The organism is Parvibaculum sp. MBR-TMA-1.3b-4.2 (assembly GCF_053628815.1).
Genome location: NZ_JBRJHC010000001.1, coordinates 3,696,821 through 3,722,731, shown reverse-complemented (window position 1 = coordinate 3,722,731; position 25,911 = coordinate 3,696,821). Strand labels below are relative to the sequence as shown.

Below are 25,911 nucleotides of genomic sequence, written 5' to 3'. Positions count from 1 at the left end.
GGATCGCCGCCTTCAAGCGCCACGAGAGCAGAGCCCTTCACGATCGGAATATCGTCGCCCGGGAACTCGTAAGCCGACAGAAGCTCGCGGATTTCCATTTCGACGAGCTCCAGAAGCTCCTCGTCATCCACCTGGTCGACCTTGTTCATGAACACCACAAGCGCCGGAACGCCAACCTGGCGGGCAAGCAGAATGTGCTCGCGCGTCTGCGGCATCGGGCCGTCCGCGGCCGACACAACCAGGATCGCGCCGTCCATCTGCGCCGCGCCCGTGATCATGTTCTTCACATAGTCGGCATGGCCGGGGCAGTCCACATGCGCGTAGTGACGGTTCTCCGTCTCATACTCAACATGCGACGTCGAAATCGTGATGCCGCGCGCCTTCTCTTCAGGCGCCTTGTCGATCGCGTCATACGCCGAAAACGTCGCGCCACCCGTCTCGGCAAGCACCTTCGTGATCGCCGCCGTCAGCGTCGTCTTTCCGTGGTCAACATGACCAATCGTTCCGATATTGCAGTGCGGCTTGTTGCGCGCAAATTTCTCTTTAGCCATCGGCTCACGTCACCTTCAGTTGATCGATCAGTCCATAGCCGCCGGGAGACCCGGCCCGTCGAACTCTTCCACTTTTCTTCGCCGCCACGACATAGGCGCCGAAAACTCTGGAGCGGGTGAAGGGAATCGAACCCTCGTCGTAAGCTTGGAAGGCTTCTGCTCTACCATTGAGCTACACCCGCCCGAATTCCTGATGCCCTTTTACAAGGCCGCTCCTGTCCCGCTTGAGGCGCTTCGGGGTCTGCCTGTCACGGCGCTCTACCCTCAGAGCCGGCGCGCGAGCCGCGCCACATCTATATATCGTCGGTGGTGGAGGGGGTTGGATTCGAACCAACGTAGGCATAGCCAGCGGATTTACAGTCCGCCCCCTTTAGCCACTCGGGCACCCCTCCGTTCTCCGACGAGATATGTCCGATGCTAATTCTCTTGAATTCCCAATGAGTTCGCGCGTTTCTTTCGAGCACCGCCAGCTTGCGCCCGGGCGGCTTTATTGAGCTTTGCCGGGCCTGTGTCAACAGAAATCCCGCAGAAAAGCTGGCTTGACCGTTGAGTTATCCCGCTTGGCAAATGCTGAAACGCCCCCGCAGCGTCTTCTGTCCAGCTTTTCAGCCAACCGAAGGCACTGATGCAGAGGCGATTGCATGAGCCTGAGTGGCGCAATATAAGCGCGCCTATGAGCAGGCGCAAGCAATCCCCGAAGCAAAATCGGCACGATTCGACCTCCCGGAGGCCGCGCGAGGGCGATTCTCCCTACCGCGATCATCGCCCGGACCGCCCCGCGCCCCCGAGAAGGCGCCAGAGAGGCGGGGCTCAGGGCCCGTCCCAGGAGGAAAACTGGCTCTATGGCTTCCATGCCGTTCTGGCCGCGCTGGAAAATCCGGCCCGGACGCCGAAACGCCTGCTCCTGACGAAAAACGCCAGCGCCGAGCTGCACCGCCAGGGCCGCGCCGCCCTGCCGCTGACGCCTGAGCCGGCCTCGGGCGAGGAAATCGCCTCCCTGCTGCCCCCCGGGGCGGTTCATCAGGGAATAGCCCTCCATGCGAGCCCCCTGCCCGATTACGATCTTCCCGATGCCTGCGAAGACGCACGATGCGCGGTGATTCTCGATCAGGTGACCGATCCGCATAATTTCGGGGCCATCCTGCGCTCGGCAGCCGTTTTCGGCGCCACCGCCCTCGTCACCACGGCCCGCCATTCTCCGCCGCTGGGCGGTGTGCTCGCCAAGGCCGCGTCCGGCGCGCTGGAAAAGGTGAAGATCGCCCGTGTGCCCAATCTCGCCCGGGCGATGGAGGAGCTGCAGGAGCTGGGCTTCGAACTGGTCGGCCTCGACGGCGACGCCGACGCCACCCTCCCCGCCCTCGATCTCGGCGAACGGGTCGGCCTCGTGCTCGGCGCGGAGGGCGCAGGCCTCAGACGCCTCACCCGGGAGCATTGCGACCTGCTGGCGAAGCTTCCCGCCTCCGGCGACATGCGCAGCCTCAACGTCTCCAATGCCGCCGCCGTCGCCCTTTACGAACTTTTCCGCCGCACGCTCTAGGGTGACGCAATTCGCGCCTTGCCCGTCCTACCGGCCGCCACTATCTTGCGCGCACATTGCCGGCTTAGCTCAGTTGGTAGAGCACCTGATTTGTAATCAGGGGGTCGCGGGTTCGAATCCTGCAGCCGGCACCAGCCTGCCTTCCGCGTCTCGTCAGAGCAGGTCCCTTTCAAGCAGCATCATGCGCATTTGCCGTCCCACCGCTTCGGGCGAATACCGCTCGATCATCAATCGGCGTCCCTGCGCGCCTTTCAGCTTCGCGCGATCCGGATCGTCCACGATTTCCCGTAAGGCCCGCGCCGCATCGTCAATGTCGGGCTCGGCCCAAACCTGCCCCTTCCAGTCGACATAGCTGTCGGGTTCCAACGCGACGAGACGATACGCGACCGGATAACCGGTCTCTTCACTGACGAAATCCGTGGTCGAGGAAAAATCGGTGGAGACGACCGGCTTGCCCGCCGCCAGCGCCTCTGCGGGACCGAAACCGAACCCCTCGGATCGATGCAGCGAAATGAACGCATCGCACGACATGATGAGACGATCCATTTCCTCGCGCGAAAGCGTACGGTCGATCACCTCGATCCGCGGATCCCGACGAGCCGCCTCGAGAAGCCATTGACGGCGGCCGGCATCGTTAACCCCCCTCACCTTCACGCAAAGGCGGACATCCCGGCGCCCGTCGGCAAAGGCACTAATAAACGCCCGGACGGGGCCTTCCGGGTTTTTCCGGGCGACAAAAGAAGCGAAATCCATATAGGCCAGAAACCGGAACGGTCCCGTCCGCTCATATGGCTGCATCGCAGGGATGCGCACAGGCTGGGGCAGGACGGAGACAGGCAGCTCACCGGACGCAGCAAATGCGTCGGCAACGAAATTGGACGGCGCCCAGACTTCGTCATAGGCACCCAGGAAACGGTTCTTGCCCTCCGGCAACCTGCCCAGTTCCCAGAAGGGATAAAGAATATCCGTTCGCCCCGGCCTGGTTTTCCCAATATAGCGGACGAAGCTGACGGCATCGAAAACATGAATGGTTGCCCGTCGATCGGTCACCAACCCGCACTTCGTCTGGAACTCTCCATCGTAGTCGGTTTTCGATGCAGGCGGTGCATCGCAAAGCGAGAGCGGAATGCGTTCCGCATCGACGGCGTAGCTCAAATTCCTCGCAGCCTGTCCAAGCCCGATGACCGACTGCAAATGCCCAATCACGCATACGCCCGGCTGGAATGGTGGTCCGACATCCATACGTACACGGAATGCCTTCATCCGCTCGACCAGATCGTCTCGTTCTTGGCGGGGCAGCTTCGAGATGATGGCCAGCGGGCTCTGCGGCAGATTTCCTTCAAAGCCGAAGGCGCGGGTTACCTCGGGCGCAAACCATGCCGAGGGCAAACGCCCTTCTTTCCACCCATGAAACAAATAATGGTGAAGCGGGTCGGCCCCTGCCTGCCGCACATCCGAATAGGTCCGGAGATACCACTCAGCATCGAAAAGACCGGACTGCAACATCCAACTCGACGCGTCGCCCGTGCCGAGGGAATAATTCCAGAGCCGTTTTTCCACGGATCGCTTCCAGCGGCGGAACATCCTCTTCAACGGAGGTAGCCGCTCCGACGTCTCCTCCTCTTCTTTCCCGTCGTAGCGGGGGATCCATACCTCGATGTCCTGCCCGGAAGAAACAATCAGGTCGGCAGGGCGCGCGGAGTGAAAGCGCGCGAGAAAATTATCGAGAGAGCAGAGACCGGAGTCATGTTCATCCGCCAATTCGTCGCGCGCGAGCGCCACGAAGCCTTCTTCCCCCTCAACGCCGACAGCACCTGGCACGGCCGTCGCGTCTTCATTTCCAAGCGTAGCCGCTATGCGTGCAAAAAAATCCGCATCGAATTCTCGTCCCGCCTTCACAGCGCAACCGTAGTTCCCGCGCCATTTCGCAAGATCGCTTGCGCCCTGGTCGTTATCCGTCACATAGCTGCTACCGCGAAGAGTGCGGCAACGGGCCTCCCATGACGGGTCGATCCCGCATTCGGGAGAAACCAGTAGAAAAACTTCGATGTTTCGAAAGATCTGGGCATCGAGAGATTGGAGCGTGTTGGCGATCTCATCCGGCGCTGCGTCCCGCGCATCCACAAAAACGGAGAAAAGAAACGGAGAGAGGAAAGATGAGTCAGACCTCTTCCACGCCAGCCATTCGAGTTTACCCATTCCCGGACCTTCCCCTCACCCGCTCCCGGCACGGATTTCCCCGACCACCTCACTCGCTCACACAGAAAAATGGAGGCGACCTTTACGATCGCCTCCATGCTAAGTCGAAACAATTCGAATCGATAGACACAAACCGGATGTGCGCGCCTTCAAATCGGGGGCGATCCGGTATCTCTTATTCCTTGGGACAAGGATATTTCGATGCCAGTGCGCGGGCGGAAAGTTCAAGCGCGGGCTTGTCCAGAAGATCCGGATGGCTCTTGGCATAATCGACGGCCACCTTCGCGAACTCGTCGAAACGGATCAATTTGGGCGGTTCGAAACAGACGGTCTCGTCTTCTTTGGGGCCGAGGCGATGGACTTCGAACGGCGCGCCGGGCTCGCGGCCGTTATTGACGGCGCTGACCAGTCCCACCGCATAGCTCTTGCAGGATGCCGACCCGACGACATCGTCGACATTCGCATCGCCCTTCAAAAAGGATTTGCAGGACTGCACGAGCTGCGCGCCGGTTTCCACGCGCGATGCCGAAGCCTGAACAGGGGCGGACAGGCTGGCGCCGACGGCAAACAAAAATGCAGCGGTTGCCGGAACAACGAAATATTTCATCTGGGCTCCTCCTTCTGATGATCGACGAGGGTCTTCTTCAATGTTGGCTGATACAGCGTATTGTGCAATGTGCCATGAGATGAACATTCGGCAATTTACGACAGATCAATCTCCGCTTCGCACCGATGCGCCCTTGGCTCCTGCCGCCTGCGCAGCTTTGGCCTTTTCGTCGTTCTCGGTGATCTGCCGCCCCAGCGCGAGATAGGTCGGGATTTCCTCATCGGAAAGCGGCTTCATCGCTTTCTTTCGCTCCATGGCCGCTTCGATATAGGGCGCGAGCTCTTCCATCTTGCGGCGTTCGCGCTCTTCTTCCTCGGCCTTGAATTCCGGCATCACCTTCTCGGCGAAGAGTTCCATCGCCTCGCAGATATGCTGGTGCCGGTTCTTGCCGCCCTGCTGGATGAAGATCACCTGGTCAACGCCGGCGTCGCGAAAACCTTTCAGATGCTCGCGCACCTGATCCGGCGTGCCGATGCCGCGATTGGCGCCTTCTTCGGGAATGTTGGCCCGCGCCGCTTCGAAATTCGCCCAGATATCGGTCCGGCCAGGCTTGTGTTCGCCGAAGATGTAATGATGACCGAGCCCGTAGCTGAAGAAACGGAACCCGTCCATGCCGCGGCGCTTGGCCTCTTCCTCATCCTCATGCACGGAAAAGCCCGTCACCATGGCGATGTTGGGGTTTACCGTATGGCCGATCGGCACGCATTCTTCCTTGAAGATGCGGTAATAGTCGTCGACCCATTTCTTCGCTTCCTCGGTATCGACGAAGGCAAAGGTGAGCGCCCCGATGCCCAGCCGCGCCGCAAGCTTGATCGTCTCGCGGTTGGAACAGGCCACCCAGATCGGTGGGTGTGGCCGCTGCACGGGCTTCGGCACCACGTTCCGGCAGGGCATGGAAAAATACTTGCCGTCGAAACCGGGATAGGGATCCATCGCCATCATGTTGGCGCATTGCTCCACGCCCTCGCGCCACATATCGCGCTTCTCCGACGGATCGATCCCGAACCCGCCCAGTTCCATGATGGAAGAGCTTTCGCCCGTGCCCCACTCCACGCGCCCGTTGGAAACGAGATCGAGCATGCCGATCCGCTCCGCCACACGCGCAGGGTGATTATATTTCGGCGGCATCAGCACGATGCCGTGGCCGAGGCGAATGTTCTTGGTGCGCTGCGAGCAGGCCGCGAGAAACACTTCCGGCGCTGAGGAATGCGAATACTCCTCCAGGAAGTGATGCTCCACTTCCCACGCGTAGTCGATACCGAGCTTGTCGGCGAGCTCCACCTGATCCAGCGCTTCCTGAATGAGCCGCTGCTCGTCGCCCTCGCCCCAAGGGCGCGGCAACTGATGTTCGTAGAAGATCCCGAATTTCATGGATTCCTCCTCCCCCTGTTCTGATTTTTATATGCCGCTCAGGCCGCGCGCGCCTTCTGCTCCAGCGCCTCGAATTCCGCAAAGAGCCGCTTACCTTCCGGCGTCGTTTCCAGCCGCGCCTTGATTGCGTCATGCGACTGCTGCCTGGAGAAATCGGCCTGGGTCACGGAATGCCATTCAACCATCCCCTCCCAGATCGGGTCGATGAGATCCTTGCCCTTCACCGTGCCGCCATCGACGGCCTTGAAGGTGAAGCTGCGCATCTCGGAAATCGCCGTCTGCAGATAGCCGACATGGATTGCTTCGTCGATCCGGATACGCTCCACCATCTCGGCCGCCATCTCCGCATCGGCGCGGCGGTCGGTAAAGAGGGTCGGATCGCGCATGATCTCGCAGCAGAAGCTGAAGAAGCTTTCCGCCCGCACCTCGATCATCAGCACATTCATCAGCAGAAGGATGAGCTGCTCGAAGCCTTCGGGAAGCTGCGGCATGAGCCGCCCCTGATCCGGTCGTCCGATGCTCTCCGGCACTTCCGGGACCGGATAGGCACCCGCCCCGAAAAGAAGATCGCGCGCGGCAAACCACATCGCATCATGCGCACCGAATTCCGGATGATCCGGATCGCCCCCCTCATCCGCGCCATGCGCATAGAGCAGCCCCTTGTGCAGATGGCCGGTGCAGGTCTGCGAGATGTCGTCTTCGATGATCTGCTGGAAGTCCGGCGCCTGCAGGTCGCAAAGCGCCCGCCCGCGCGCCTCGATGATGCCGGTGATGGTGAGCGAGTTCCACAAACTCTCGCCATATCCGTTTTTCAGGAGAAGGCGCTGCTGCTCGATGCTCGGATAATTGCCGCGCTTCAGAAGCTGCACGCTCGCATCGATGAGCGGCCATCCGTTTTTCGTCAGCTGTTCCTGCCAGGCGTGAACCGCCGGCCAGCGATTGAGCGTGCGCGGCGAGAGATAGCTCCCATCGGCGGCGATGCCGCCATGCAGCAGGTAGCCGGCCGCCTCATGCGGCTTGGCCGCCTCATGCGACGCCATCACTTCATCGCGGCTGTATACAAGCTTTACCATCCTCCGGTTCCTCCCTGTGGCAATTCTTTTTTCTTTTCGGCGGCCCTAGCGCGCCTCCAGCGCACGCACGACAACCTTGGTCGTCTGATCGATGACACGCTCATAGGGCATCTTTTTTCGGTACGCATAGGCGCCGCCATGTTTCACGGCACCGAGAATGAGATAGCCGGCAAACTTGCTATCGATATCGGCGGCAACCTCGCCCGCCTCCTTCCAGCGGTCGATCACCGCGGCCCAGCTGTCCGCCCAACGGTCCGCCGGCATCTTGCGCCCCATATCGCCCGTGGAAAGAACGGCGATATCGGTAAGCGCCGCGCCCAGCACAGCCGGGTTGGCTTCCGAATATTCGAAGATCGCCTTGAGGATTTCCCGCACCCCCTCTTCCAGGGTATGCGCCTCGGCCAGATGCTTCTCGAGGAAGAGTTCAAGCTCCCCCGCCGCCTCCTCCGTGAAGGCGAGAAAGCAATCCAGCTTGTCCTCGAAATGAAGATAGAACGTGCCGTGCCCGACACCGGCGGCCTTGGAAATATCCTGCGGCCGTGTCTCGTGATAGCCGCGCTCGACGAAAAGCTTGCGGGCCGCCGCCAGCAATTTGCGGCGGCTCTCCTGCTTGCGGCGAACCGCAGCCGTCACCGGCTTGCTGTCTTCGTCGGCATGCACCGCTTCTGCGATGTCTTCGCCGACGCCTGATGTCGTTTCCCCATGCGTCATAAAGAACAGGCTTGGCCTAAATTGACAATTTGTCAATTAGGTCAAGCCCATTTCGCTGACATTTTTGTATGTGCACTGCAACAAGTTAGCGGCAGGCGTCGGGGTTACTCCGCCGCCTTCGCGCCGCCGGCCTGGATGATTTCCCAGAGCTTCAGCGGCGTCACCGGCATGTCGATTTCCTCCACCCCGTAAGGCTTCAGCGCATCGATGACCGCATTGATGAAGGCGGCCGGCGCACCGACCGTCCCCGCCTCGCCCGCGCCCTTCACGCCCAGCGCATTGGAGCGCGAGGGGATCTCGTTCCAGCTGATGTCGAAGCTCGGCATATCGTCTGCGCGCGGCATCCAGTAATCCATGAAGGAGCCGGTCATGAGCTGACCGTTCTCGTCATATTTGGCGAGTTCGCCCATCGCCTGGCCGAGGCCCTGCGCGATACCGCCATGCACCTGCCCCGCCACGATGAGCGGGTTCAGGATCTGGCCGAAATCATCCACCGCCGTGAATTTGACGATGTGATAGCGGCCCGTATCCGCATCGATTTCCACTTCGCAGATGTGAGCGCCGTTCGGGAAGGTGTTTTCCTTCTGGCTGTACTCGCCATCGCCAGAAAGCTCGCCGAGATCGGCCTGTGTGCTCGCCTTGCGCGCGACATCGAAGAGATCGATCGACTTGTCCGTGCCCGAAACGGCGAAGACCGGCTCGCCATATTCGCCGCGATACTCGATATCCGCCTTGGCGGCTTCAAGCTCGTTCGCCGCGATCTCCCGGCCCTTGTCGATGAGGTCGTCGGACGCACTCGAAATGGCGCCGGACACCATATAGACGGCCTTGGACCCACCCGTGCCAGCGCCGCCCGGCAGGATGTCGCTGTCGCCGAGATGGATTTTCACCTTCTCCGAATCGAGTCCCAGACGCTGGCAGATGAGCTGCGTCCAGACAGTCTCGTGTCCCTGCCCGTTGGTCTGCTGCCCCGTCCAGACATGAACCGTGCCCTGCTCGGGGTCGACTGCGATACGGGCATAGTCGGACATGCCCGCCGCCGTGCGCTCGACATAATAGCTGATGCCGATGCCGCGCAGCTTTCCTTCGCTGGCCGCCTGCGATCGACGCGCTTCGAAGCCGTCATAGTCGGAATGCGCGAGCGCGTCGGTCAGGTTGCGGTCGAAATCGCCGGAGTCGAAAGGCAGCACCGGCTTCTGATCGATCGGCATCATGTCGGACGGCACGAAATTACGGCGGCGCAGTTCCGCGGGCGTCACGCCGAATTCCTTCGCGGCCTTTTCCATCAACCGCTCGATCACATAGGAGGCTTCCGGCCGCCCCGCCCCACGATAGGCATCGACCGGCGTTGTGTTGGTATAGACGGCGCGGACGCGGTTATAGAGCGCGGGCACCATATAGACGCCCACATGCATGCCGCGCGGCGCAAGCGTCGGGATGAACGGACCGAACTGCCCCTGATAGGCGCCGAGATTGGCGATGGTCTCCACCCGAAGCCCGAGGATCTTGCCATCGGCATCGAGTGCGATCTCTGCTTCCGTCACATGATCGCGCCCCTGCGTATCGGTGATGAAGCTGTCGGAGCGGTCCGCCACCCATTTCACCGGACGGCCAAGCTGCTTGGCCGCGAACAGCACCAGCGGATATTCGGCATAGTTGAAAGTCTTCATGCCGAAGCCGCCGCCGACATCGTCGCTGACAACGCGAAGCTGCGTCGGCTCGATACCCAGCGAATAGCCGGCAATGAAATTGCGAAGCCCGTGCACGCCCTGACAGCCCGTATAGAGCGTGTAGTGATCGCGCGAAGCATCGTATTCGCCCAGCGCCGCGCGCGGCTCCATCGCATTGACGACGATGCGGTTGTTGACGAGACGCAGCTTGGTCACGTGATGCGCCTTGTCGAAACCGGCCTTCACGGCGTCCTCGTCGCCCAGATCCCAGTCATAGGCGATGTTGCTGCCATTCTCTTCCCAGATGACGGGCGAAGACGGATCGGTCGCCCCTTCCGTGTCGGCGATCACCGGCAGGTCGTCGTAATCGACCATGATGAGTTCGGCCGCGTCGCGCGCCTGATCCGCCGTCTCGGCCACGACCACCGCCACCGTGTCGCCCACATAGCGCACACGCTCCTGCGCGATGAGGTGGCGCGTGGTCTTGTAGATCTCCGAACCGTCGCGGTTCTTGATCATGTCGGCCGCGGGGCTGCCGATGATCCCGAGGCCCGCCGCCTTCGCATCCTCTCCGGTATAGATGGCAATCACGCCGGGCGCGGCCTTTGCGTCCTCAGTATCGATATTGCCGATCTTCGCATGGGCATAAGGCGAGCGGACCATAAAGGCATAGGCCTGCCCCTCCAGCGATATGTCGCCCGTATAGCGGCCATGGCCCGTAACCAGCCGCTCATCCTCGACACGCTGTACCGACTGCCCGACACCGAACTTGACCATGGGAAACCCTCTCGAACGAAGACGCATTTGAACGGAAAGGAGACGCGGCGCCGCGCCGCATCTCAAGTGACAAATATATGGATGGACCGGACGGCGACCGCCGCTCAGTCGCGATAGGACGGGTCGACCCTGTCGAGCGTGCGCAAAAGCGCAGGCCAGGCCAGCTTGCCGATGCCGTGCCGCTTGTGGAACTGCCCCTGATCCGCCGTCTTCTCCGGCACGCCGTCATGGGGCATGGTCAGAGCCCGCCCGCCGGACAACGCCCGCACCTGGATGGAGCAGGCACGTTCCAGGAAGAAAAGCCGAAGGAACGCATCCGCGCAGCTCGCGCCGACCGTCAGCAGACCGTGATTGCGCAGGATCATGCAGTGCTTGTCGTCGAGATCGCGGATCAGCCTTTCGCGTTCGTCGAGTTCCAGCGCGATACCTTCATAATCATGATAGGCGAGATCGCCGAGTACGATCATCGCGGTCTGGCTCAAGGGCAGAAGGCCTTCCGCCTGCGCGGACACGGCCACGCCGTCGTCGGAATGCGTATGGATCACGCAATTGGCATCGCTGCCGGTGGAATGCACCGCGGAGTGAATGGTGAAGCCCGCCGGGTTCACCATGTAATCCGTTTCCTGCACGATATTGCCGTCGAGATCGATCTTCACCAAGCTCGATGCCGTGATCTCGTCGAAGGTCATGCCATAGGGGTTGATCAGGAAATGGTGTTCAGGCCCCGGCACACGCGCAGAGATATGCGTATAGATCAGGTCGCTCCAGCCATAATGCGCAACGAGCCGGTAGGTCGCCGCAAGATTGACGCGAACCTCCCACTCCTCCTGCGACACCTGATCACGCATCGATAGGCCGCTGAAATCTTCTGCAACGGACATGGGGGCACCTCCACGAATGTCATTGTACCGGAATAGCGTTTCCGGTCAGTGTGACACGCCGTCAGGCCTCAGCCAAGCCGGGAGCGGAAATCCGCCTCATTCGGCAGCCTTGGCATGCGGCACCGGCTCCAGCACCTTGCCGGGATTGAGGATGTCCTTCGGGTCCAGCGCCTGCTTCAGCGTCCGCATCAGCGCGACTTCCTCCGGCGAGCGCGACCAGCCGAGATAGGGCCGCTTTTCGAGACCGATCCCGTGCTCCGCCGACACCGAGCCCTGCCGTTTCTGGAGGGCGCCATAGACGATCTCTTCCACCGCGAGGCGCGTCTCTGGCGACGCGTCGGGGAAGCGGCCCGGAATGACGTGCAGATTGCCGTCTCCCAGATGACCGAACACCATCAGCGAATAATCCGGCCATTTCGCCAGGAAAGCTTCGCGGATTTCCGCAATGTAACTTTCCATATCGGCGATGCGCAGGCTCACATCGAAGGTGAACATCGGATAAGTGTTCACGACCTGGGCCACGTCGTCGCGCAGCGCCCACATCCCGTCGCGTTCGGACTGGTTCTTGGCAATCACAGCGTCGGACGCAATCCCCTGCTCCAGCGCTTCCGTCAGCGCCGCCTCGAAGCGCGCGCTGTCCTCTTCCTGATTGCCGCCCATGGATTCGATCAGCACATAATAGGGATGGCCATGCGGAATGGGCGGGCGACCCTTGGCCGGCTCGCTGGTGACGAGCTTGTAGAAATCCTCCCACATCACCTCATAGGCCGAGAGCGTACCGCCCAGCGCGCGCTCCATATGGCGCAGAAGCTTCGGCAGATTGTCGAAATCCTCGATCGCGACGAAAGCCGTGTCCTGCGACACGGGTTTCGGACGCAGCCGAAGCACGGCGCGTGTCACGACACCCAGCGTCCCCTCCGAGCCGATGAAGAGCTGCTTCAGATCGTAGCCCGCATTGTTCTTGATGAGCTTGTTGAGCGAGGAAACCACCGTGCCGTCCGCCAGCACCGCTTCCACGCCCAGCACCATGTCGCGCATCATGCCGTAGCGCAGCACGCGGTTGCCGCCCGCATTGGTGGAGATGTTGCCGCCAATGGTCGCCGAACCGCGCGCGCCCAGATCGAGCGGAAAGAAATACCCCTTGGCCTCCACCGCCTCGCAAAGCGCCTGCAGGATCGCACCGGCCTCGACGGTCGCCGTCCCGCCCGTCTCGTCGATCTCCTCGATCCGGTTCATCCGGTCCACGGAGAGCGCGATCATGCCCTCGCAGGCCGCGCCTTCCACAAGGCCGGTCTTGCCGCCCCAGGGAACCACGCCGACGCCCGCCTGATGGCAAAGGACGAGCGCCTTCGACACCTCTTCGGTGCTGGCGGGGCGGAGTACGGCGCGCGGGCTACCCAGATGGCTCCAGGCCCCTTGCGCCTTTTCATGCGCGGCCTCGCCCTCGAGCACACTGCCCTCGCCCAGCGCCGATTTCAGCTTGGCGATCAATTCCTCAGTCGCGGCAGGCATGAACGTTCTCCCGGATATGCTTTTGCCAATATGGCTTTTGATTGGGGCCAATATAGCGCAGACGAAGCTGAGCGTCATTGAGAGCCGTCGGGCCTTGATTAAGCTCCGAGCACCCGCTTTACCGCCCCCTGCCAGCGTCCGTAGCGCTCGTTGCGCTCCTCTTCCGCCATTTGCGGGGCGAAGGCCTTTTCGCATCGCCAGTGCTCGGCCACATCCTTCGGTCCACCGTAGAAGCCCGCCTGGATGCCGGCCAGATAGGCCGCGCCCAGCGCAGTCGTCTCCGTCACTTCCGGGCGTTCGACCGGACGGCCCAGAATGTCGGTCATGTTCTGCACGAACCAGTCGTTCATCACCATGCCGCCATCGACACGCAACGCCTTGGGCGCGGTAAGCCCGGCCTCGCGCATATCCTCGCCCATCGCATCCATCAGATCGCGCGTCTGGAACGACACGCTTTCAAGCGCCGCGCGCACGATTTCCGGCGCCCCCGTATCGCGCACCATGCCGAACAACGCCGCCCGCGCTTCCGGCTCCCAATAGGGCGCGCCGAGGCCCGTAAAGGCGGGCACGAGGATCACATGGCTCATCGGGTTCGCGTCCCGCGCCATGGCCTCGCTTTCTTCGGAAGAAGAGATCAATCCCATCTCGTCGCGCAGCCATTGCACGATGGCCCCCGCCATGAAGATCGACCCCTCCAGCGCATAGGTCGTCTTGCCGCCGATGCGATAGGCTACCGTACTGAGCAGGCGGTTCTGGCTCTGCACGCGCTTGCCCCCCGTATTCACCAGCGCGAAACAGCCCGTGCCATAGGTCGACTTCATCAGCCCCGGCTCGAAACAGGCCTGACCGACCGTCGCCGCCTGCTGGTCGCCCGCCACGCCCGCGATCGGAATTTCCGCCCCGAAGAGCTCCATCGCCGTCACACCGAAATCGTCGCAGCAATCCTTCACCTCCGGCAGCACGCTGCGCGGAATGTCGAACCAGCCGAGGATTTCGTCGTCCCAATCCTGGGTATCGATATTGAAGAGCATGGTGCGCGAGGCATTGGTCGCATCGGTGACGTGGCGCTTGCCGCCCGTCAGCTTGTAGACAAGCCAGCTGTCGATCGTGCCGAAGCAAAGCTCTCCCGCTTCCGCGCGCGGGCGCGCGCCCGGCACATTGTCGAGAAGCCAGGCGAGCTTGGTGCCCGAAAAATAGGGATCGAGCAGCAGCCCGGTCTTTTCCTGAACGGCGGGCTCCTTACCTTCCGCCTTGAGCCCGCTGCAGATACCGGCGGTGCGCCGGTCCTGCCAGACGATGGCATGGTGAAGCGGCTCCCCGCTTGCCCGGTCCCAGAGCACCGTCGTCTCGCGCTGATTGGTGATGCCGATGGCTGCGATATTCGCAACCGTGGTACCGCCCGTCAGCAATCCCCGGCAAACATTGAGCGTCGCCGTCCAGATTTCCTCGGCGTCATGCTCCACCCAGCCATCCTGCGGAAAATGCTGGGTAAGCTCGCGCTGCCGCACCCGCATGGGCGAACCGGACCTGTCGAACAGGAGCGCTCTCGTGCTCGTCGTCCCCTGATCGATGGCAAGGATATACCGGGCCTCTTCCGCCGCCATGCGTGCCTCCCTCGTTTTTTGTTGAGGCAGAGGCTAGCCGCAGTCGCGCGCGCGCAAAAGCCCTACTCGACCGCCTACTCGACCGAATGTCGCAGCCAGTCGGGCGGCGCGCTCTTCTTTTCCGATTGCGGCTTGTAGATATTGTCGAAGGGATCGCCGCCCTGCGTGGCCGCCGGCGCCTTTTGGCTTGCAGGGTGGCTTGCGGGCGCGGGTATGGACGAACCGGCATCCTCCAGACGGCCGATAATGGCAACCACCACCACCAGCGCCGTCAAAACGGAGGCGATGATGGCGGCGACCGGCGACGTACCGCCCTTGCGCCGGAGAAAGGCGCGACGCCCTTCCCCCTGAAGCCCTTCTTCGTCGGCTTCCTGCGCCGCCTTCCAGGCCCCTTTGACCACGAGCGACTGGCCGAGCATGGCCATGGCGACACCGATGCCCGTCGCGACGCCCGAAGCGCCTGTCGGCAGGAGTTTCGGCACGCCGATACCGACGATGAAGATCACAAGCATCCACAGCCAGAGCTTGCGGTAGGCGAGCCAGACGGGCGTGGTGGCAAATGCGCCCCAGACGAACCCCATCTTGAACTTGCCTGCCACGCGGCATTTCCGGAAGTAATCGAGATAGGTGTCGGCATTCGGGCCGACATAGGCCACGAGATCCCCTTCCGCCAGATCGAGTTCCTTGGGCCAGCCGGCCATATCGCCACTCCCCGCTTGTCCGGCCCCAGAAAACCAACATTTTCCTTAGAAACCGCTAAAACCCTGTACCTTACAGGGGCGAAAATCGGCTGACCGATTGCTATATTCCGGTCATGGACATGGAACCCGACATCAACACACCCCCGCAGACCGCCGACATGATCGACCCGTTCGGCCGCGCGGTGACCTATCTGCGCGTCTCGGTGACGGATCGCTGCGACTTCCGCTGCACCTATTGCATGGCGGAACACATGACCTTCCTGCCGAAAAAGGAACTTCTGACGCTGGAGGAGCTGGATCGAGTCTGTTCCGCCTTCATCCGCAAGGGCGTGAGGAAGCTGCGCCTGACGGGCGGCGAGCCGCTGGTCCGCCGCGATGTGATGACGCTGGTCAAAAGCCTTGGCCGCCATCTGGAGACAGGCGCGCTCGACGAACTGACGCTCACCAGCAATGGCAGCCAGCTCGCCCGCTTCGCCGACGACCTCTACACCGCAGGCGTTCGCCGCGTGAATGTCTCGCTCGACACGCTGCAGGAAGATCTGTTCCAGCAGATCACCCGCTGGGGCCGCCTGCCCCAGGTGCTGGAAGGCATCGAAGCCGCGAAACGCGCCGGGCTTCAGGTGAAGATCAACAGCGTGGCGCTCAAGGGCGTGAACGATACTGAAATCCCCTCCCTCATCGACTGGGCGCATGGCGAAGGCCACGACCTCACCCTCATCGAGACCATGCCGCTGGGCGAGATCGACGAAGACCGCACCGACCGTTACCTGCCGCTGAGCCGGGTGCGCGAAAGCCTGTCGGAGCGCTGGACGCTGACCGATCTGCCCGAACGCACCGGCGGCCCGGCGCGCTATGTGCGCGTGGAGGAAACCGGCGGCAAGCTCGGCTTCATCACGCCGCTCACGCATAACTTCTGTGAAAGCTGTAACCGCGTGCGTCTCACCTGCACCGGCACGCTTTATATGTGCCTCGGCCAGGAGGATGCCGCCGACCTGCGCGCGCCGCTCCGCGCCAGCGAAGGCGACGAGTTGCTCGACCGCGCCATCGACGAAGCCATCACCCGCAAGCCGAAGGGGCACGACTTCATCATCGACCGCGAACACGAGCGGCCGGCCGTCTCGCGCCACATGTCGCTGACCGGCGGATAGGAAGAAGGGCTAACCGCCCCTCGCCTGTTCCTTCGCCCAGCCGATATAATCCTCGTTCCCGCCCTCGATCGGCAGCACCAGCAGCGCAGGCACGTCATAGGGATGAAGTTTCCGGGTCTCTTCCATCACCCTGTCGGCCAGCTCCACCCGCGTCTTGATGAAGGCGACCACTTCGCTTTCGCTCTCCACCTTCCCTTCCCACTCGAAGATCGAACGGATTTCGGGATAGATATTCACGCAGGCTGCAAGCCTGCTTTCGACCAGTTGCCGGCCGATCCCGTCCGCCGTGCCCGTATCCGGCAGCGTGGTATAGATGAAAACCAGCCCCGATCCGGTTTCGGTCTTTTCGATCATGTGCTTATCTCCCTTCTCCGCCGAGGCTAATATGCCTGCTTCCCCTAAAGGAACCGCAAGCCGATGAAATTCGAGAAGATTGCCTTTGTGGCAACGGACATGCCCGAAGCCCAGGAAGGGCTGGAAAAGCTGCGGGAACGCTATGGCGACGCGGACCCCGACCATGCCGACGTCATCGTCGCCCTGGGCGGCGACGGTCTGATGCTGCAAACCCTGCATCAGAGCATCCATCGCGGTATCCCCATCTACGGCATGAACCGTGGCTCGGTCGGCTTCCTGATGAACGAATACAGGGACAATGATCTGATCGCGCGCCTCGAAGCTGCCGAGATCTCCTGCCTCCATCCCCTGCGGATGAAAACCCGGCTTGCCAATGGCGAGACGCATGAAGCGCTTGCCATCAATGAAGTCTCCCTGCTGCGCGAAACCCGCCAGGCCGCCAAGATCCGCATCACCATCGACGGCAAGGTCCGGATGCAGGAGCTAATCTGCGACGGCGTGCTGGTGGCGACGCCCGCGGGCAGCACCGCCTATAATCTGTCCGTACAGGGGCCGATCATCCCCATCGACGCGCAACTTCTCGCCCTCACGCCCATCAGCGCCTTCCGCCCGCGCCGCTGGCGCGGGGCGCTGCTCTCTCATCGCGCGGAGGTGAAGTTCGAAATCCTCGAACCGAAAAAGCGTCCCGTCTCCGCCGTCGCCGACCACACCGAGTTCCGCGAGGTCGCGGAGGTCGATGTGAAGGAAGACCAGTCGGTAGACCTGCTGATGATGTTCGACAGCGACCACAGCCTGGATGAACGCATCCTCGGCGAGCAGTTCCTCTACTAGGCGCTTGCCCGCCTAGAGCAACGGCGCTTCCTCACGCCGCTTGATGGCGTCGGTTGCCAGCACACCATAGGCAAGCCCTGCCGCCCAGACGGCAAGCCCCGCATGGAAGACATCCATGGAGGTCGAGGCCGACAGCCCGTAGAACCCCATACTCGCCAGCGCCGAGCCCGCATAGCCCGCCGCGCCGATAACGAATCCGGCCCCCGCCGCCACGCTGCCGCGAATGGCGATCACAATGCCCGCCGCCAGCATCAGCACCAGCATGACGAGACTCGCCATCTGCGCATAGATGTCGCCGACCGGCGCGGTTGCCTCCGCCACGGCCAGCGGCACAATGATCGCGGGCAACAGCCAGAGCACGCCGAGCGCCAGCCTGCCGGGCTGACCGCGCAGCAGAATGACGATGGCGGCGATGGTCCAGCTCGGCCCGAGGATCATGGCCATGACCGAAATGGTCTCATTGGCCAGCACGACGAGATGCGTCGGATAGCCGCCATACCGGATAGCCCCGAAAAACGCCGCCGGCACCACGATCAGCAAGGCGGCACAGGCAAAGTCGAGGCCCGGCCTGTCCCTGAGCGTAAAAAGCCGCACCGCGCCAACAAGCGCCGTCAGCATGAGAAGCAGTTCGAACAGCGTATTCGTCATGGGACTTACTTCGCTTTCGGCTTGGCGACATTGGCGACCGCGTCCAGCGGTTCGTCCGTCACGCAATAGCCCGCCTCGGCCGGAATGCGGAGAATGGGCTCGCCCGCTTCGTTCTTCGTCACTTTCGGCTCCACCGTCACGATGGGCGCTTTGCGCGCCTCTTCGATGGCATGGGCGACATTGGCGCTCCGTCCCACTTTCTCGACATTCATACGCGTCGGAAAAATGACCGTGCGCTTGCCCGCTTCCGCCTCTTCGAGCGCAGCCTGCGGCCGGATCCAGACGCTGTCCACGGACTCCGAGCCGTCATGGACCGCCAGATGATCGGCAGGCGCTTCGGCCAGATAGAAATGCGTATCGAAACGCTTCGGCATCATGCTGGGCGTGATCCAGTGCGCGAAAGGCGTCAGCATGTCCGCGGCAACGCGCAGGTTCTCCCGCTCCAGGAATTCGGCAATGCCAAGCTCGCCCTTGTTGAGCGCATCGCGATAGGGTTCCAGTGCGGAAAGCCGCGCGGCATCCACCACATTGCCGGTCTGCGCGTTACGCGCCAGCAGCACGCCCGCTTCCTCGAACGCCTCGCGAATGGCCGCCACCCGAAGCGCCAGCAGCGTATCGTCGATCCCCTCGGCCCCGTCCACGCGGGAACGTACATTCTGCGCGCTATCCGCCTTGTCCACCTTGCCGCCGGGAAACACGAGTGCGCCCGAAGCAAAATCGATCTGGTGATGACGCACCACCATGAAGACTTCGAGCCCCTCCGCGCCATCGCGCAGCAGCAGGATTGTGGATGAGGGAATGAGCGCGTCATTCCCCGTCGCTTGCCGTTCAGCCATGTCTCACTCCCTCCAGCCGCCCGGTTAAAATCCGGACATTCTTATTAACGCTTTGGCGACGCTGATCCTGCTTGGATGGGACGGATTAAGTGAGCCGAAACCTCCTTGCGCGGAAACTGCCCCTTGTGCGGGAGCGGGTCTCGCGGGGTTTTGTGCCCAAACGCCTTCAGGAAACGCCGTCAGCAATCGGTTCAAGATGTACAGCAGTTCGTTTCGTCTGACCAACCGGGACATAGATCTCGCCTTCGAAGCCCGGCACCTCTTTCTGGTGTTTCAACCGCGGATTTCGCTGGTTGACGGTACGATACTGGGCGCCGAAGCCTATGTGAGATGGACCCACCCGGAATATGGATTGCTGCCACCCGGCCTCTTCCTCTCCTTCTTCGAAAGGCGCGAACGCGCAGGTGAACTCACACGCTATGTCGCTGCGCGCGCAGCCGAAACGCTGGTCTTCTGGCAGGAGAAAGGTCAGGACTGGCCGATCTCCATCAACCTTTCAGCCTCCGATGTGAACGATGCGGGGCTGGCCGGCGCGCTGGACGGCATCATGGCCGCCCATGACCTCGATCCGTCCTGCCTCACCATCGAAATTCCCGAAGGCGCCATCGCCCGCTCGCCCGATACCGCAACCCGCACCATTCGCGAATTGAAACGCATGGGGTTCCGCACGGCACTCGACGGGGGCGGTGCAGTCATCGTCCCCGACGAGCTTTTGACGCCCGACTGTTTCAACGAAGTGAAGATTGGCGGCGCCTCCATCATCCAGTTCGCCAAGCGGGTGAAGAAATCCGGCATCGGCTTCGTCGGCAAGCGCGTGACGCTCGCCTCCGGCCGCGGCATGGATGCGACCGCCGTGGGCGTCGAAAACGAAACGACACTCACCGCGTTGCGCGAACTCGGTTTCACCGCCGCGCAGGGCACCTATATCTGCCGCCCCATGAAACCGGAAGAGCTTGTCGGCTGGCACTACGCTGCCCCCGCCGCATCGGAGGAAGACGAAATTCTGCTGCTGGAACCGCTGGGCGAAAGCGCCTTCCGGCAAACGGTGGAGGAGGAAACGCAAGAGGCAGAACTGCCCGTCGCAACGCCCGTGCAGGCAGAAAGCCTTTTCGATCCGGCGACGATCGAACTCCGCGAATGCGACGAGCTGGAACCGGCAGACGAGTTGGAGGACATCGACGCGACGGAGAACATCCCCCCCGTCGATGACGACCGGGAAGCGCTCGCAGCCATCCGCAACGAAGTGATGAGCCTCGCCGGATACGACGAACCGGAAATGATTTCCGGTGCGTTCGAACTGGCCCCCGATGAAGAACTTGAGGAAGAATTCGAAGACGAAGACGAAGACGAATTCGTGGAACCCCACGAGGAAGATCAGGACGACGAACGGGAAGAAGCCCCGGTTTTCCTGACGGTCGTCGAAGCGCCCCCCGTTTTGGACGCCACGGATGAACCGGTTCACATCGCCGAACAATCTTCCGCTATCGAAGAACCTGTCCAGGAAACTGGCGACGAGCTGATCCTCGACTACACCGCCCTCGATTTCGAGCTGCCGGGCGAGGAAATCCGCATGGTGGCGTGGCGCATCGACCGTGTCTGCCTCTTCCCGGGCCGGGAACTCGTTCGCCGCATGCCGCGCCCGAAACGCCGCAGGCGTCCGGCAGGCAAACGCCCCGCCCGCTCCGGCACCAAAACCGCACGAGGCAAGACGCCCGTCACACGCCGCGCAAAGAACACGCAAGGCAATCCCCGCCGTCCCGCGCCGCCGCGCAAACGGCAGCGTCGCAAGACGCAGAAGCGGTCGTTTCTGGAACGTGCTCTCGGACTTTGAGCCTGGCCGATCAGACCTTCTCGATGATCATCGCGATGCCCTGCCCCACACCGATGCACATGGTGCAAAGGGCGAAACGTCCATCGCGCTTGTGAAGCTCATGCGTGGCGGTCAGCACCAGCCGCGCACCGCTCATGCCAAGCGGATGACCCAGCGCGATGGCGCCGCCATTCGGGTTCACATGCTCCGCATCGTCAGGCAGCCCGAGATCCCGCATCACCGCAAGACCCTGGCTCGCAAAGGCTTCGTTGAGTTCGATCACATCCATATCGGCAAGCGTCAGCCCGGTCTTTTCCAGCACCTTGCGCGTGGCCGGCGCCGGACCGATGCCCATGATGCGCGGCGGTACGCCGGCGGTCGCCATGGCGACGATCCGTGCGCGCGGCGTCAGCCCGTGAGCCTCCACCGCGTCGCCGGAGGCAATGATCATCGCGCAGGCGCCGTCATTCACACCCGATGCATTGCCCGCCGTGACCGACCCGCCCTCGCGGAACGGCGCGCGGAGTTTCCCGAGCGCTTCCAGCGTCGTCTCGGGCCGGGGATGTTCGTCCGTGTCGATCACCGTCTCTCCCTTGCGGGTGGAAATGGTGACGGGAACGATCTCTTCGGCCAGACGTCCGTTCTTCAACGCGATGCCCGCCTTCTGCTGGCTGCGCCACGCGAAAGCGTCCTGGTCTTCGCGCGAAATCTGGAAATCCTCGGCCACGTTCTCAGCCGTTTCCGGCATGCTGTCGACGCCATACTGGCTTTTCATCAGCGGATTGACGAAACGCCAGCCAATCGTCGTGTCATAGATTTCGGCATTGCGGTCATAGGCGCTGGTCGCCTTGCCCATCACGAAAGGCGCGCGCGACATGCTTTCCACGCCGCCCGCGATGACGAACTCGGCTTCGCCGGATTTGATCGCCCGGCCCGCCGTGCCGATGGCGTCCATGCCGGAACCGCAAAGCCGGTTCACCGTGGCGCCCGGCACCGCGTCCGGCAATCCCGCCAGCAGCGTCGACATGCGCGCGACATTACGATTGTCCTCGCCGGCCTGGTTGGCACAGCCAAAGATCACATCGTCGACCCGCTCCCAATTGACCGAAGGATTACGCTCCATCAGCGCCATCAGAGGAACCGCCCCCAGATCGTCCGCCCGCACGGGCGCAAGCGATCCGCCATACCGGCCGACCGGCGTGCGGGCTCCGTCGCAAATGAAGGCTTCCTGAATCTGATGGGTCATGGCCGTCTCTCCGGGGGCTTGAATCGATGGAGGCGGCAAACTAGCAGCTTTTGATGAGCCGCTCAGCTTGAACTTGCCTCTACATCGCCCCCTGCCGGCCCGTGAAGGGCGACGTCAGGCAGCCCCTGCCGAGGCCCTGAGCGGTTCCGTCGTGTTCAGCCCGGTACCGCTGAGGCGGCCGAGCTGGTCCATGAGCGCTTCGAAATCTCCGCCCTGCAGCGTGTCGTAGCTGGAAAGAAGCCCCTTCACGACCGTGGCCTGATATCGCGCCAGATCGAAAGCGGAGGCCGCCTTTTCGCGATGGAACGCATCCAGCATCACCCGAAAGGCAGGATAGAGCGCTTCGGGCATCCCGGCGCGGGCATAGACCGCGCGAAAGCCCAGCGCCCCCACATCGTGGATCAGGCGCCAGATCCGAACCTCGGGCACATCGGTGAGCCGTGCCATGGAGGCTTCCACGAAACGCATCTCGCCCTGGCAACCAAGACGCAGAATGAGGCTTCCCGTCAGCCGCTGGTTTTCGGCAAGCTGGTCCACGAGCCGGCGCATATCTGCGTCGCTCATGCGCGTAACGGCCTCCGCCGTGCTGCGCTCGCGCGCCTGCGCTTCCAGTATCCCGGCTGTGCGGGTGTCGAGGGAATGATTGTTGACCAGATAGTCCCGCAGGCTTTCGGAAACCTGCGAAATGAGTTTCTCGATCAGCAGCGGCGGCACGTCTCTGCGCGTGACGACCGGCTCCACGATCTCGCGGTCGTCCGGATATCGTTCGGCCAGCATCCCGGCGGCGGCTTCATCGATGATGGCGCCTTCATTGGCGACCAGCGTCAGCACCGCACTACGGTCGCCCTGCGAAACGATGGCTTCCGAAACCGACGAATTGACTGACGGGCGGCTGGCAATGGCGCATTGCTTGGCAGGACTGCCATAGGTGACGAGCCCGACCAGATCCTCATCGGAGAGGACCGGCGAATTTCTCAGAACGGGGATGGCGACTTCGTCGAGATCGCGCGCCAGCTCCAGCACGATGCCGCGCGGGGCGCCGGGCATGTCTTTCAGGCTGTCGGACAGCGCTTCACGGACAATGATCGCCACGTCATGCACCAGATAGCCGAGCACCTCGCGCGCCAGTTCGCGCTCGCGCGGCGACAGATCGACATTCTCGAACTGCTGCGCCACCTTTTCGGCCACCTCGGCACGCGCCGTGCCGGAGGGATGCGCCATCAGACGCTGCACATCCTGTATGCTGAGTTTCCTACGCATTGCCCCGCCTTGAACCCGATTTTCAAGAAGCAACGGGCAAATCCCACCTCACCCGCCTGTATCTGCTTGATCAAATTAGGGGAAGATAATTAAGGACCGGTTTACGATGATCGCCACCGGACCTGGATATCCGCCTGACCTTCAGGCGTCCGGATTTGCATGGTCCGGCCGCCCGTTTCCAGGTCAGACGGCGGCAAAACCGCGCTTTTGACTCCCCCCGCTTTTCATGGATGATCGCCGCAACCGGAAACACAAGAAAACGGACGGGGAACCCTGATGCTGGAAGGTCTTAAAGTCATCGAAATGGCAACCTATATCGCTGCGCCGGGCGCGGGCGGGATCCTCGCCGACTGGGGAGCGGACGTCATCAAGATCGAGCCGCTGAACGGCTGCCCGATGCGCTACACCATGGCGAATGTCGGCGCGGACCATCTGAAGGGCAGCCCCATCTTCGATCTCGACAATCGCGGCAAGAAGGGGCTGGCCATCAATACCGCGACGCCCGAGGGTGTGGCGGCAGTGAAACGGCTGGTCGAGGATGCCGACGTCTTCATCACCAATGTGCGGCCCGGCGGGCTGGAGCGCGCAGGGCTGGACTATGACTCCCTGAAGGAGATCAATCCGCGCCTCGTCTATGCCAGCGTCACCGGCTACGGGCTGGAAGGCCCTGACCGGGACCGCCCCGGCTTCGACATCGCCGCCTTTTATGCCCGGTCCGGCGTCGGCTGGCTGCAGACCGTCAAGGGCGGCGAACCCGTATCGCTGCGGACCGGCATCGGCGACCACACCACCAGCATGGCCACGGTCGGCGGCATCCTCGCCGCCGTCTTCGAACGCCAGACCACCGGCAAGGGCCGCCTGGTGGAAGCCTCGCTTCTACGCGCCGGCATCTATGCCGCCGGATCCGACACCGCCGTTCAATTGCGCTACGGCAAGCTCGGCTCCACCAAGACGCGCCATGAGGCCGTCCAGCCCATCAGCAATTTCTTCAAGACCAGGGACACCTGGATCGTAATCGTCCCGCGTCAGGGCTCGACCGACTGGACCGCGATCTGCAAGGTGATCGGCCGCCCCGAACTCGAAACCGATCCCCGCTTCGACAATCCGAAGAACCGCCGCGCCAATGCAGCCGACCTTGTGGATATCCTGGACGCGGCCTTCATCCAGCACGATCTGGACTATTGGCGCGAGAAGCTGGACGCCGAGGACATGATCTGGGCCCCGCTTCTGCGCCCCGCCGATGTCTTTGCCGATCCGCAGGCCAAGGCCGCCGGCGCCTATGTGGAAGTGCCCGAAGAAGGCGGCGGAGAGGGCACCTATCTGTCGCCGGCCTCGCCCATCCGCTTTCCCGGCGCCGATGACGGCCCCAAGGGCCCGGCGCCCGCGCTCGGCGAACACACCATCGACACCTTGAAGGCCTCGGGCTTCAGCGATGAGGAAATCGAGAGCTTGAGAAAAGCCGGGGCGATCGGTTAGGCCGCGTCCTCCATCTGCGCGAGGCGGTCGACGGAGATACCCTCCTCATTCATGATCCGCCTCGCCGTCTCAGCGTCGGTAACCGTTTCCGCGACCTGAATCCCGGCTTGGTGTGTCCCCTGACGGAGCAGCCGGTCGAGCTGGATCATGGCTCCTGTCGCGGTCAAATGGGTCTGGCCCTGCGAATCCGTGACGATCCAACTCTCCCGCGCCGGTCCGTGCGCGCCCTCTCCTTCGATATCGATACGAACCCGATGCGCCCCGCCTTCTCCGGGATTGTACATCAGCCCATGCCGCAACTTGCGGAACCGCTCGCCACTGATGAGCCCCCACAAGCCGGAGCGCACAAGAAAACTCAGAAACGGGCCCGAAGTTCGGTCGTCGAAACCGATACGCGCCGACACGCTTCTCGCCCCTGTGATGGAGGGGAGCGTCATCTGGTCCGGCGTATCGAAGCGATAGAGCGGAAAGCGCCCCACTCCCGGAAAGTCTGTCTTTATCCCCTTGCGAAAGGGATAAGCCATCACCTCCCGCCCTTCTTCACGAACCTCGAAGGGAAGCGCCATCCTGTCCATATATTCAACCGAATTGGGACCGGACTTATCCTTCGCCGCATAGAGGATGCCGACTTCGATCCGGTCGACCTGCCGGAAACCAGCTGCCATATCACGCACCAATATGCCGATCGTCGCGGCCATCCAGGAGGAAGCGAAAACGACCGGCGCCCCGGAAGTATCTTCCATCGCCGCCCGCAAAATCGATCCCCGCATACGTTCGGTCCAGCGCGTGATGTCGATATAGGGAATATGCGCGCTGATCGCGTCGAGCATCAGATTGTCATCGATATCGTTGACCGCCCCGAGCACGATGGTGGGCCGCCTTTCGAGCCCGGCCAACGGATTGGGGCGGGAAAGATCCAGCCGCACGGCCGCCGCGCGGCCCAGCTCTTCGGCAAGCTCTTTGCCCTGCCCCGGCGATCGCCCGCCCAGCAATATCTCGATTTCCGGATAACGCTCTCTCAGAAGCCTGGCAATTTGCGAGCCGACAACGCCATAACCGCCGGCAATGAGCACAGTTTCATTGGTCACTGGAATACCTGGTTGTAGAG

General features: G+C 62.5%; 22 protein-coding genes and 3 tRNA genes. 6 read left to right on the top strand and 19 right to left on the bottom strand.

All coding sequences use genetic code 11. The features are described from left to right. The 3 genes from ACSSVQ_RS17850 to ACSSVQ_RS17840 all read right to left on the bottom strand — a co-directional run. The coding region (locus ACSSVQ_RS17850; protein ID WP_454184619.1) for a GTP-binding protein at positions 1–551 on the bottom strand (551 nt) is incomplete at its 3' end. A 108-nt stretch (positions 552–659) separates the two neighbouring features. Further along, a tRNA-Gly gene (locus ACSSVQ_RS17845) sits at positions 660–733 on the bottom strand. Positions 734–858: 125 nt separating this feature from the next. Further along, positions 859–943 (bottom strand) — tRNA-Tyr (locus ACSSVQ_RS17840). Between the two features lie 281 nt (positions 944–1,224). Here ACSSVQ_RS17840 and rlmB point away from each other — a divergent pair. Both rlmB and ACSSVQ_RS17830 read left to right on the top strand, forming a co-directional pair. Then, entirely contained in the window at positions 1,225–2,088 is an 864-nt protein-coding gene (gene rlmB, locus ACSSVQ_RS17835) for a 23S rRNA (guanosine(2251)-2'-O)-methyltransferase RlmB (protein ID WP_454184618.1), read from the top strand. Between the two features lie 58 nt (positions 2,089–2,146). Then, positions 2,147–2,222: transfer RNA gene (locus tag ACSSVQ_RS17830), tRNA-Thr, on the top strand. A 19-nt stretch (positions 2,223–2,241) separates the two neighbouring features. Here ACSSVQ_RS17830 and ACSSVQ_RS17825 read toward each other — a convergent pair. The 10 genes from ACSSVQ_RS17825 to ACSSVQ_RS17780 form a co-directional block, all read right to left on the bottom strand. Next, positions 2,242–4,287 carry a glycosyltransferase family 4 protein gene (locus ACSSVQ_RS17825; protein ID WP_454184617.1) on the bottom strand — a complete coding sequence of 682 codons (2,046 nt, stop codon included), beginning with the start codon at positions 4,285–4,287 and terminating at the stop codon, positions 2,242–2,244. 175 nt (positions 4,288–4,462) lie between these two features. After that, a complete protein-coding gene (locus ACSSVQ_RS17820; protein ID WP_454184616.1) occupies positions 4,463–4,894 on the bottom strand; it encodes a Rap1a/Tai family immunity protein in 432 nt (143 codons plus the stop codon). 105 nt (positions 4,895–4,999) lie between these two features. Continuing rightward, complete coding sequence (locus ACSSVQ_RS17815; protein WP_454184615.1) at positions 5,000–6,265, bottom strand: LLM class flavin-dependent oxidoreductase; 1,266 nt, start codon at positions 6,263–6,265, stop codon at positions 5,000–5,002. A 38-nt stretch (positions 6,266–6,303) separates the two neighbouring features. Next, on the bottom strand, positions 6,304–7,338 hold the full coding sequence (locus tag ACSSVQ_RS17810; RefSeq protein ID WP_454184614.1) for a hypothetical protein: 1,035 nt from the start codon (positions 7,336–7,338) through the stop codon (positions 6,304–6,306). Between the two features lie 45 nt (positions 7,339–7,383). Next, positions 7,384–8,049 carry a TetR/AcrR family transcriptional regulator gene (locus tag ACSSVQ_RS17805; RefSeq protein WP_454184613.1) on the bottom strand — a complete coding sequence of 222 codons (666 nt, stop codon included), beginning with the start codon at positions 8,047–8,049 and terminating at the stop codon, positions 7,384–7,386. A 104-nt stretch (positions 8,050–8,153) separates the two neighbouring features. Then, positions 8,154–10,496 (bottom strand): xanthine dehydrogenase family protein molybdopterin-binding subunit, encoded by a 2,343-nt coding sequence (locus tag ACSSVQ_RS17800; protein ID WP_454184612.1) that lies wholly within the window; start codon positions 10,494–10,496, stop codon positions 8,154–8,156. 104 nt (positions 10,497–10,600) lie between these two features. After that, entirely contained in the window at positions 10,601–11,377 is a 777-nt protein-coding gene (locus ACSSVQ_RS17795) for a class II aldolase/adducin family protein (protein ID WP_454184611.1), read from the bottom strand. 96 nt (positions 11,378–11,473) lie between these two features. Further along, positions 11,474–12,889: an FAD-binding oxidoreductase gene (locus ACSSVQ_RS17790; RefSeq protein ID WP_454184610.1), complete on the bottom strand. Its 1,416-nt coding sequence runs from the start codon at positions 12,887–12,889 to the stop codon at positions 11,474–11,476. Positions 12,890–12,987: 98 nt separating this feature from the next. After that, the gene (gene glpK / locus ACSSVQ_RS17785; protein ID WP_454184609.1) at positions 12,988–14,493 is read right to left on the bottom strand and encodes a glycerol kinase GlpK; all 1,506 of its coding nucleotides are present in this window, start codon (positions 14,491–14,493) and stop codon (positions 12,988–12,990) included. Positions 14,494–14,567: 74 nt separating this feature from the next. Further along, positions 14,568–15,194, bottom strand: coding sequence for a DUF2628 domain-containing protein (locus ACSSVQ_RS17780; protein ID WP_454184608.1), 627 nt, complete (start codon positions 15,192–15,194; stop codon positions 14,568–14,570). A gap of 113 nt (positions 15,195–15,307) precedes the next feature. Here ACSSVQ_RS17780 and moaA point away from each other — a divergent pair, with 113 nt between their 5' ends. Further along, on the top strand, positions 15,308–16,342 hold the full coding sequence (gene moaA / locus ACSSVQ_RS17775; protein WP_454184607.1) for a GTP 3',8-cyclase MoaA: 1,035 nt from the start codon (positions 15,308–15,310) through the stop codon (positions 16,340–16,342). A gap of 9 nt (positions 16,343–16,351) precedes the next feature. Here moaA and cutA read toward each other — a convergent pair whose 3' ends face one another. Further along, positions 16,352–16,696, bottom strand: coding sequence for a divalent-cation tolerance protein CutA (gene cutA / locus ACSSVQ_RS17770; protein WP_454184606.1), 345 nt, complete (start codon positions 16,694–16,696; stop codon positions 16,352–16,354). 63 nt (positions 16,697–16,759) lie between these two features. Between cutA and ACSSVQ_RS17765 the strand changes: the two genes are divergently transcribed. After that, complete coding sequence (locus tag ACSSVQ_RS17765) at positions 16,760–17,527, top strand: NAD kinase (protein WP_293323127.1); 768 nt, start codon at positions 16,760–16,762, stop codon at positions 17,525–17,527. A 12-nt stretch (positions 17,528–17,539) separates the two neighbouring features. Here ACSSVQ_RS17765 and ACSSVQ_RS17760 read toward each other — a convergent pair whose 3' ends face one another. Together ACSSVQ_RS17760 and ACSSVQ_RS17755 are read right to left on the bottom strand one after the other, a co-directional pair. Further along, the gene (locus ACSSVQ_RS17760; protein ID WP_454184605.1) at positions 17,540–18,175 is read right to left on the bottom strand and encodes a hypothetical protein; all 636 of its coding nucleotides are present in this window, start codon (positions 18,173–18,175) and stop codon (positions 17,540–17,542) included. Between the two features lie 5 nt (positions 18,176–18,180). Then, entirely contained in the window at positions 18,181–19,011 is an 831-nt protein-coding gene (locus tag ACSSVQ_RS17755) for an NUDIX hydrolase (RefSeq protein WP_293323123.1), read from the bottom strand. A gap of 196 nt (positions 19,012–19,207) precedes the next feature. On the opposite strand from ACSSVQ_RS17755, the gene ACSSVQ_RS17750 reads away from it, so the two are divergent. After that, entirely contained in the window at positions 19,208–20,842 is a 1,635-nt protein-coding gene (locus tag ACSSVQ_RS17750) for an EAL domain-containing protein (RefSeq protein WP_454184604.1), read from the top strand. Positions 20,843–20,852: 10 nt separating this feature from the next. Here the strand turns inward: ACSSVQ_RS17750 and pcaF are convergent, their stop codons facing one another. Continuing rightward, the gene (pcaF, locus tag ACSSVQ_RS17745; RefSeq protein WP_293323182.1) at positions 20,853–22,055 is read right to left on the bottom strand and encodes a 3-oxoadipyl-CoA thiolase; all 1,203 of its coding nucleotides are present in this window, start codon (positions 22,053–22,055) and stop codon (positions 20,853–20,855) included. Between the two features lie 126 nt (positions 22,056–22,181). Continuing rightward, positions 22,182–23,327, bottom strand: a complete 1,146-nt coding sequence (locus ACSSVQ_RS17740; protein WP_293323119.1) for a DUF2336 domain-containing protein — start codon at positions 23,325–23,327, stop codon at positions 22,182–22,184. Between the two features lie 276 nt (positions 23,328–23,603). On the opposite strand from ACSSVQ_RS17740, the gene ACSSVQ_RS17735 reads away from it, so the two are divergent. Further along, a complete protein-coding gene (locus ACSSVQ_RS17735; RefSeq protein ID WP_454184603.1) occupies positions 23,604–24,803 on the top strand; it encodes a CaiB/BaiF CoA transferase family protein in 1,200 nt (399 codons plus the stop codon). Here ACSSVQ_RS17735 and ACSSVQ_RS17730 read toward each other — a convergent pair. Further along, on the bottom strand, positions 24,800–25,891 hold the full coding sequence (locus tag ACSSVQ_RS17730; RefSeq protein ID WP_454184602.1) for a hypothetical protein: 1,092 nt from the start codon (positions 25,889–25,891) through the stop codon (positions 24,800–24,802). The genes ACSSVQ_RS17735 and ACSSVQ_RS17730 overlap by 4 nt on opposite strands. Positions 25,892–25,911 lie beyond the last annotated feature (20 nt).

Excerpts from the sequence above, each read along its gene's own strand:
- rlmB (WP_454184618.1), top strand. The coding sequence starts at position 1,225 with ATGAGCAGGCGCAAGCAATCCCCGAAGCAAAATCGGCACGATTCGACC.
- ACSSVQ_RS17825 (WP_454184617.1), bottom strand. The coding sequence starts at position 4,287 with ATGGGTAAACTCGAATGGCTGGCGTGGAAGAGGTCTGACTCATCTTTC.
- ACSSVQ_RS17820 (WP_454184616.1), bottom strand. The coding sequence starts at position 4,894 with ATGAAATATTTCGTTGTTCCGGCAACCGCTGCATTTTTGTTTGCCGTC.
- ACSSVQ_RS17815 (WP_454184615.1), bottom strand. The coding sequence starts at position 6,265 with ATGAAATTCGGGATCTTCTACGAACATCAGTTGCCGCGCCCTTGGGGC.
- ACSSVQ_RS17810 (WP_454184614.1), bottom strand. The coding sequence starts at position 7,338 with ATGGTAAAGCTTGTATACAGCCGCGATGAAGTGATGGCGTCGCATGAG.
- ACSSVQ_RS17805 (WP_454184613.1), bottom strand. The coding sequence starts at position 8,049 with ATGACGCATGGGGAAACGACATCAGGCGTCGGCGAAGACATCGCAGAA.
- ACSSVQ_RS17800 (WP_454184612.1), bottom strand. The coding sequence starts at position 10,496 with ATGGTCAAGTTCGGTGTCGGGCAGTCGGTACAGCGTGTCGAGGATGAG.
- ACSSVQ_RS17795 (WP_454184611.1), bottom strand. The coding sequence starts at position 11,377 with ATGTCCGTTGCAGAAGATTTCAGCGGCCTATCGATGCGTGATCAGGTG.
- ACSSVQ_RS17790 (WP_454184610.1), bottom strand. The coding sequence starts at position 12,889 with ATGCCTGCCGCGACTGAGGAATTGATCGCCAAGCTGAAATCGGCGCTG.
- glpK (WP_454184609.1), bottom strand. The coding sequence starts at position 14,493 with ATGGCGGCGGAAGAGGCCCGGTATATCCTTGCCATCGATCAGGGGACG.
- ACSSVQ_RS17780 (WP_454184608.1), bottom strand. The coding sequence starts at position 15,194 with ATGGCCGGCTGGCCCAAGGAACTCGATCTGGCGGAAGGGGATCTCGTG.
- moaA (WP_454184607.1), top strand. The coding sequence starts at position 15,308 with ATGGACATGGAACCCGACATCAACACACCCCCGCAGACCGCCGACATG.
- cutA (WP_454184606.1), bottom strand. The coding sequence starts at position 16,696 with ATGATCGAAAAGACCGAAACCGGATCGGGGCTGGTTTTCATCTATACC.
- ACSSVQ_RS17765 (WP_293323127.1), top strand. The coding sequence starts at position 16,760 with ATGAAATTCGAGAAGATTGCCTTTGTGGCAACGGACATGCCCGAAGCC.
- ACSSVQ_RS17760 (WP_454184605.1), bottom strand. The coding sequence starts at position 18,175 with ATGACGAATACGCTGTTCGAACTGCTTCTCATGCTGACGGCGCTTGTT.
- ACSSVQ_RS17755 (WP_293323123.1), bottom strand. The coding sequence starts at position 19,011 with ATGGCTGAACGGCAAGCGACGGGGAATGACGCGCTCATTCCCTCATCC.
- ACSSVQ_RS17750 (WP_454184604.1), top strand. The coding sequence starts at position 19,208 with ATGTACAGCAGTTCGTTTCGTCTGACCAACCGGGACATAGATCTCGCC.
- ACSSVQ_RS17740 (WP_293323119.1), bottom strand. The coding sequence starts at position 23,327 with ATGCGTAGGAAACTCAGCATACAGGATGTGCAGCGTCTGATGGCGCAT.
- ACSSVQ_RS17735 (WP_454184603.1), top strand. The coding sequence starts at position 23,604 with ATGCTGGAAGGTCTTAAAGTCATCGAAATGGCAACCTATATCGCTGCG.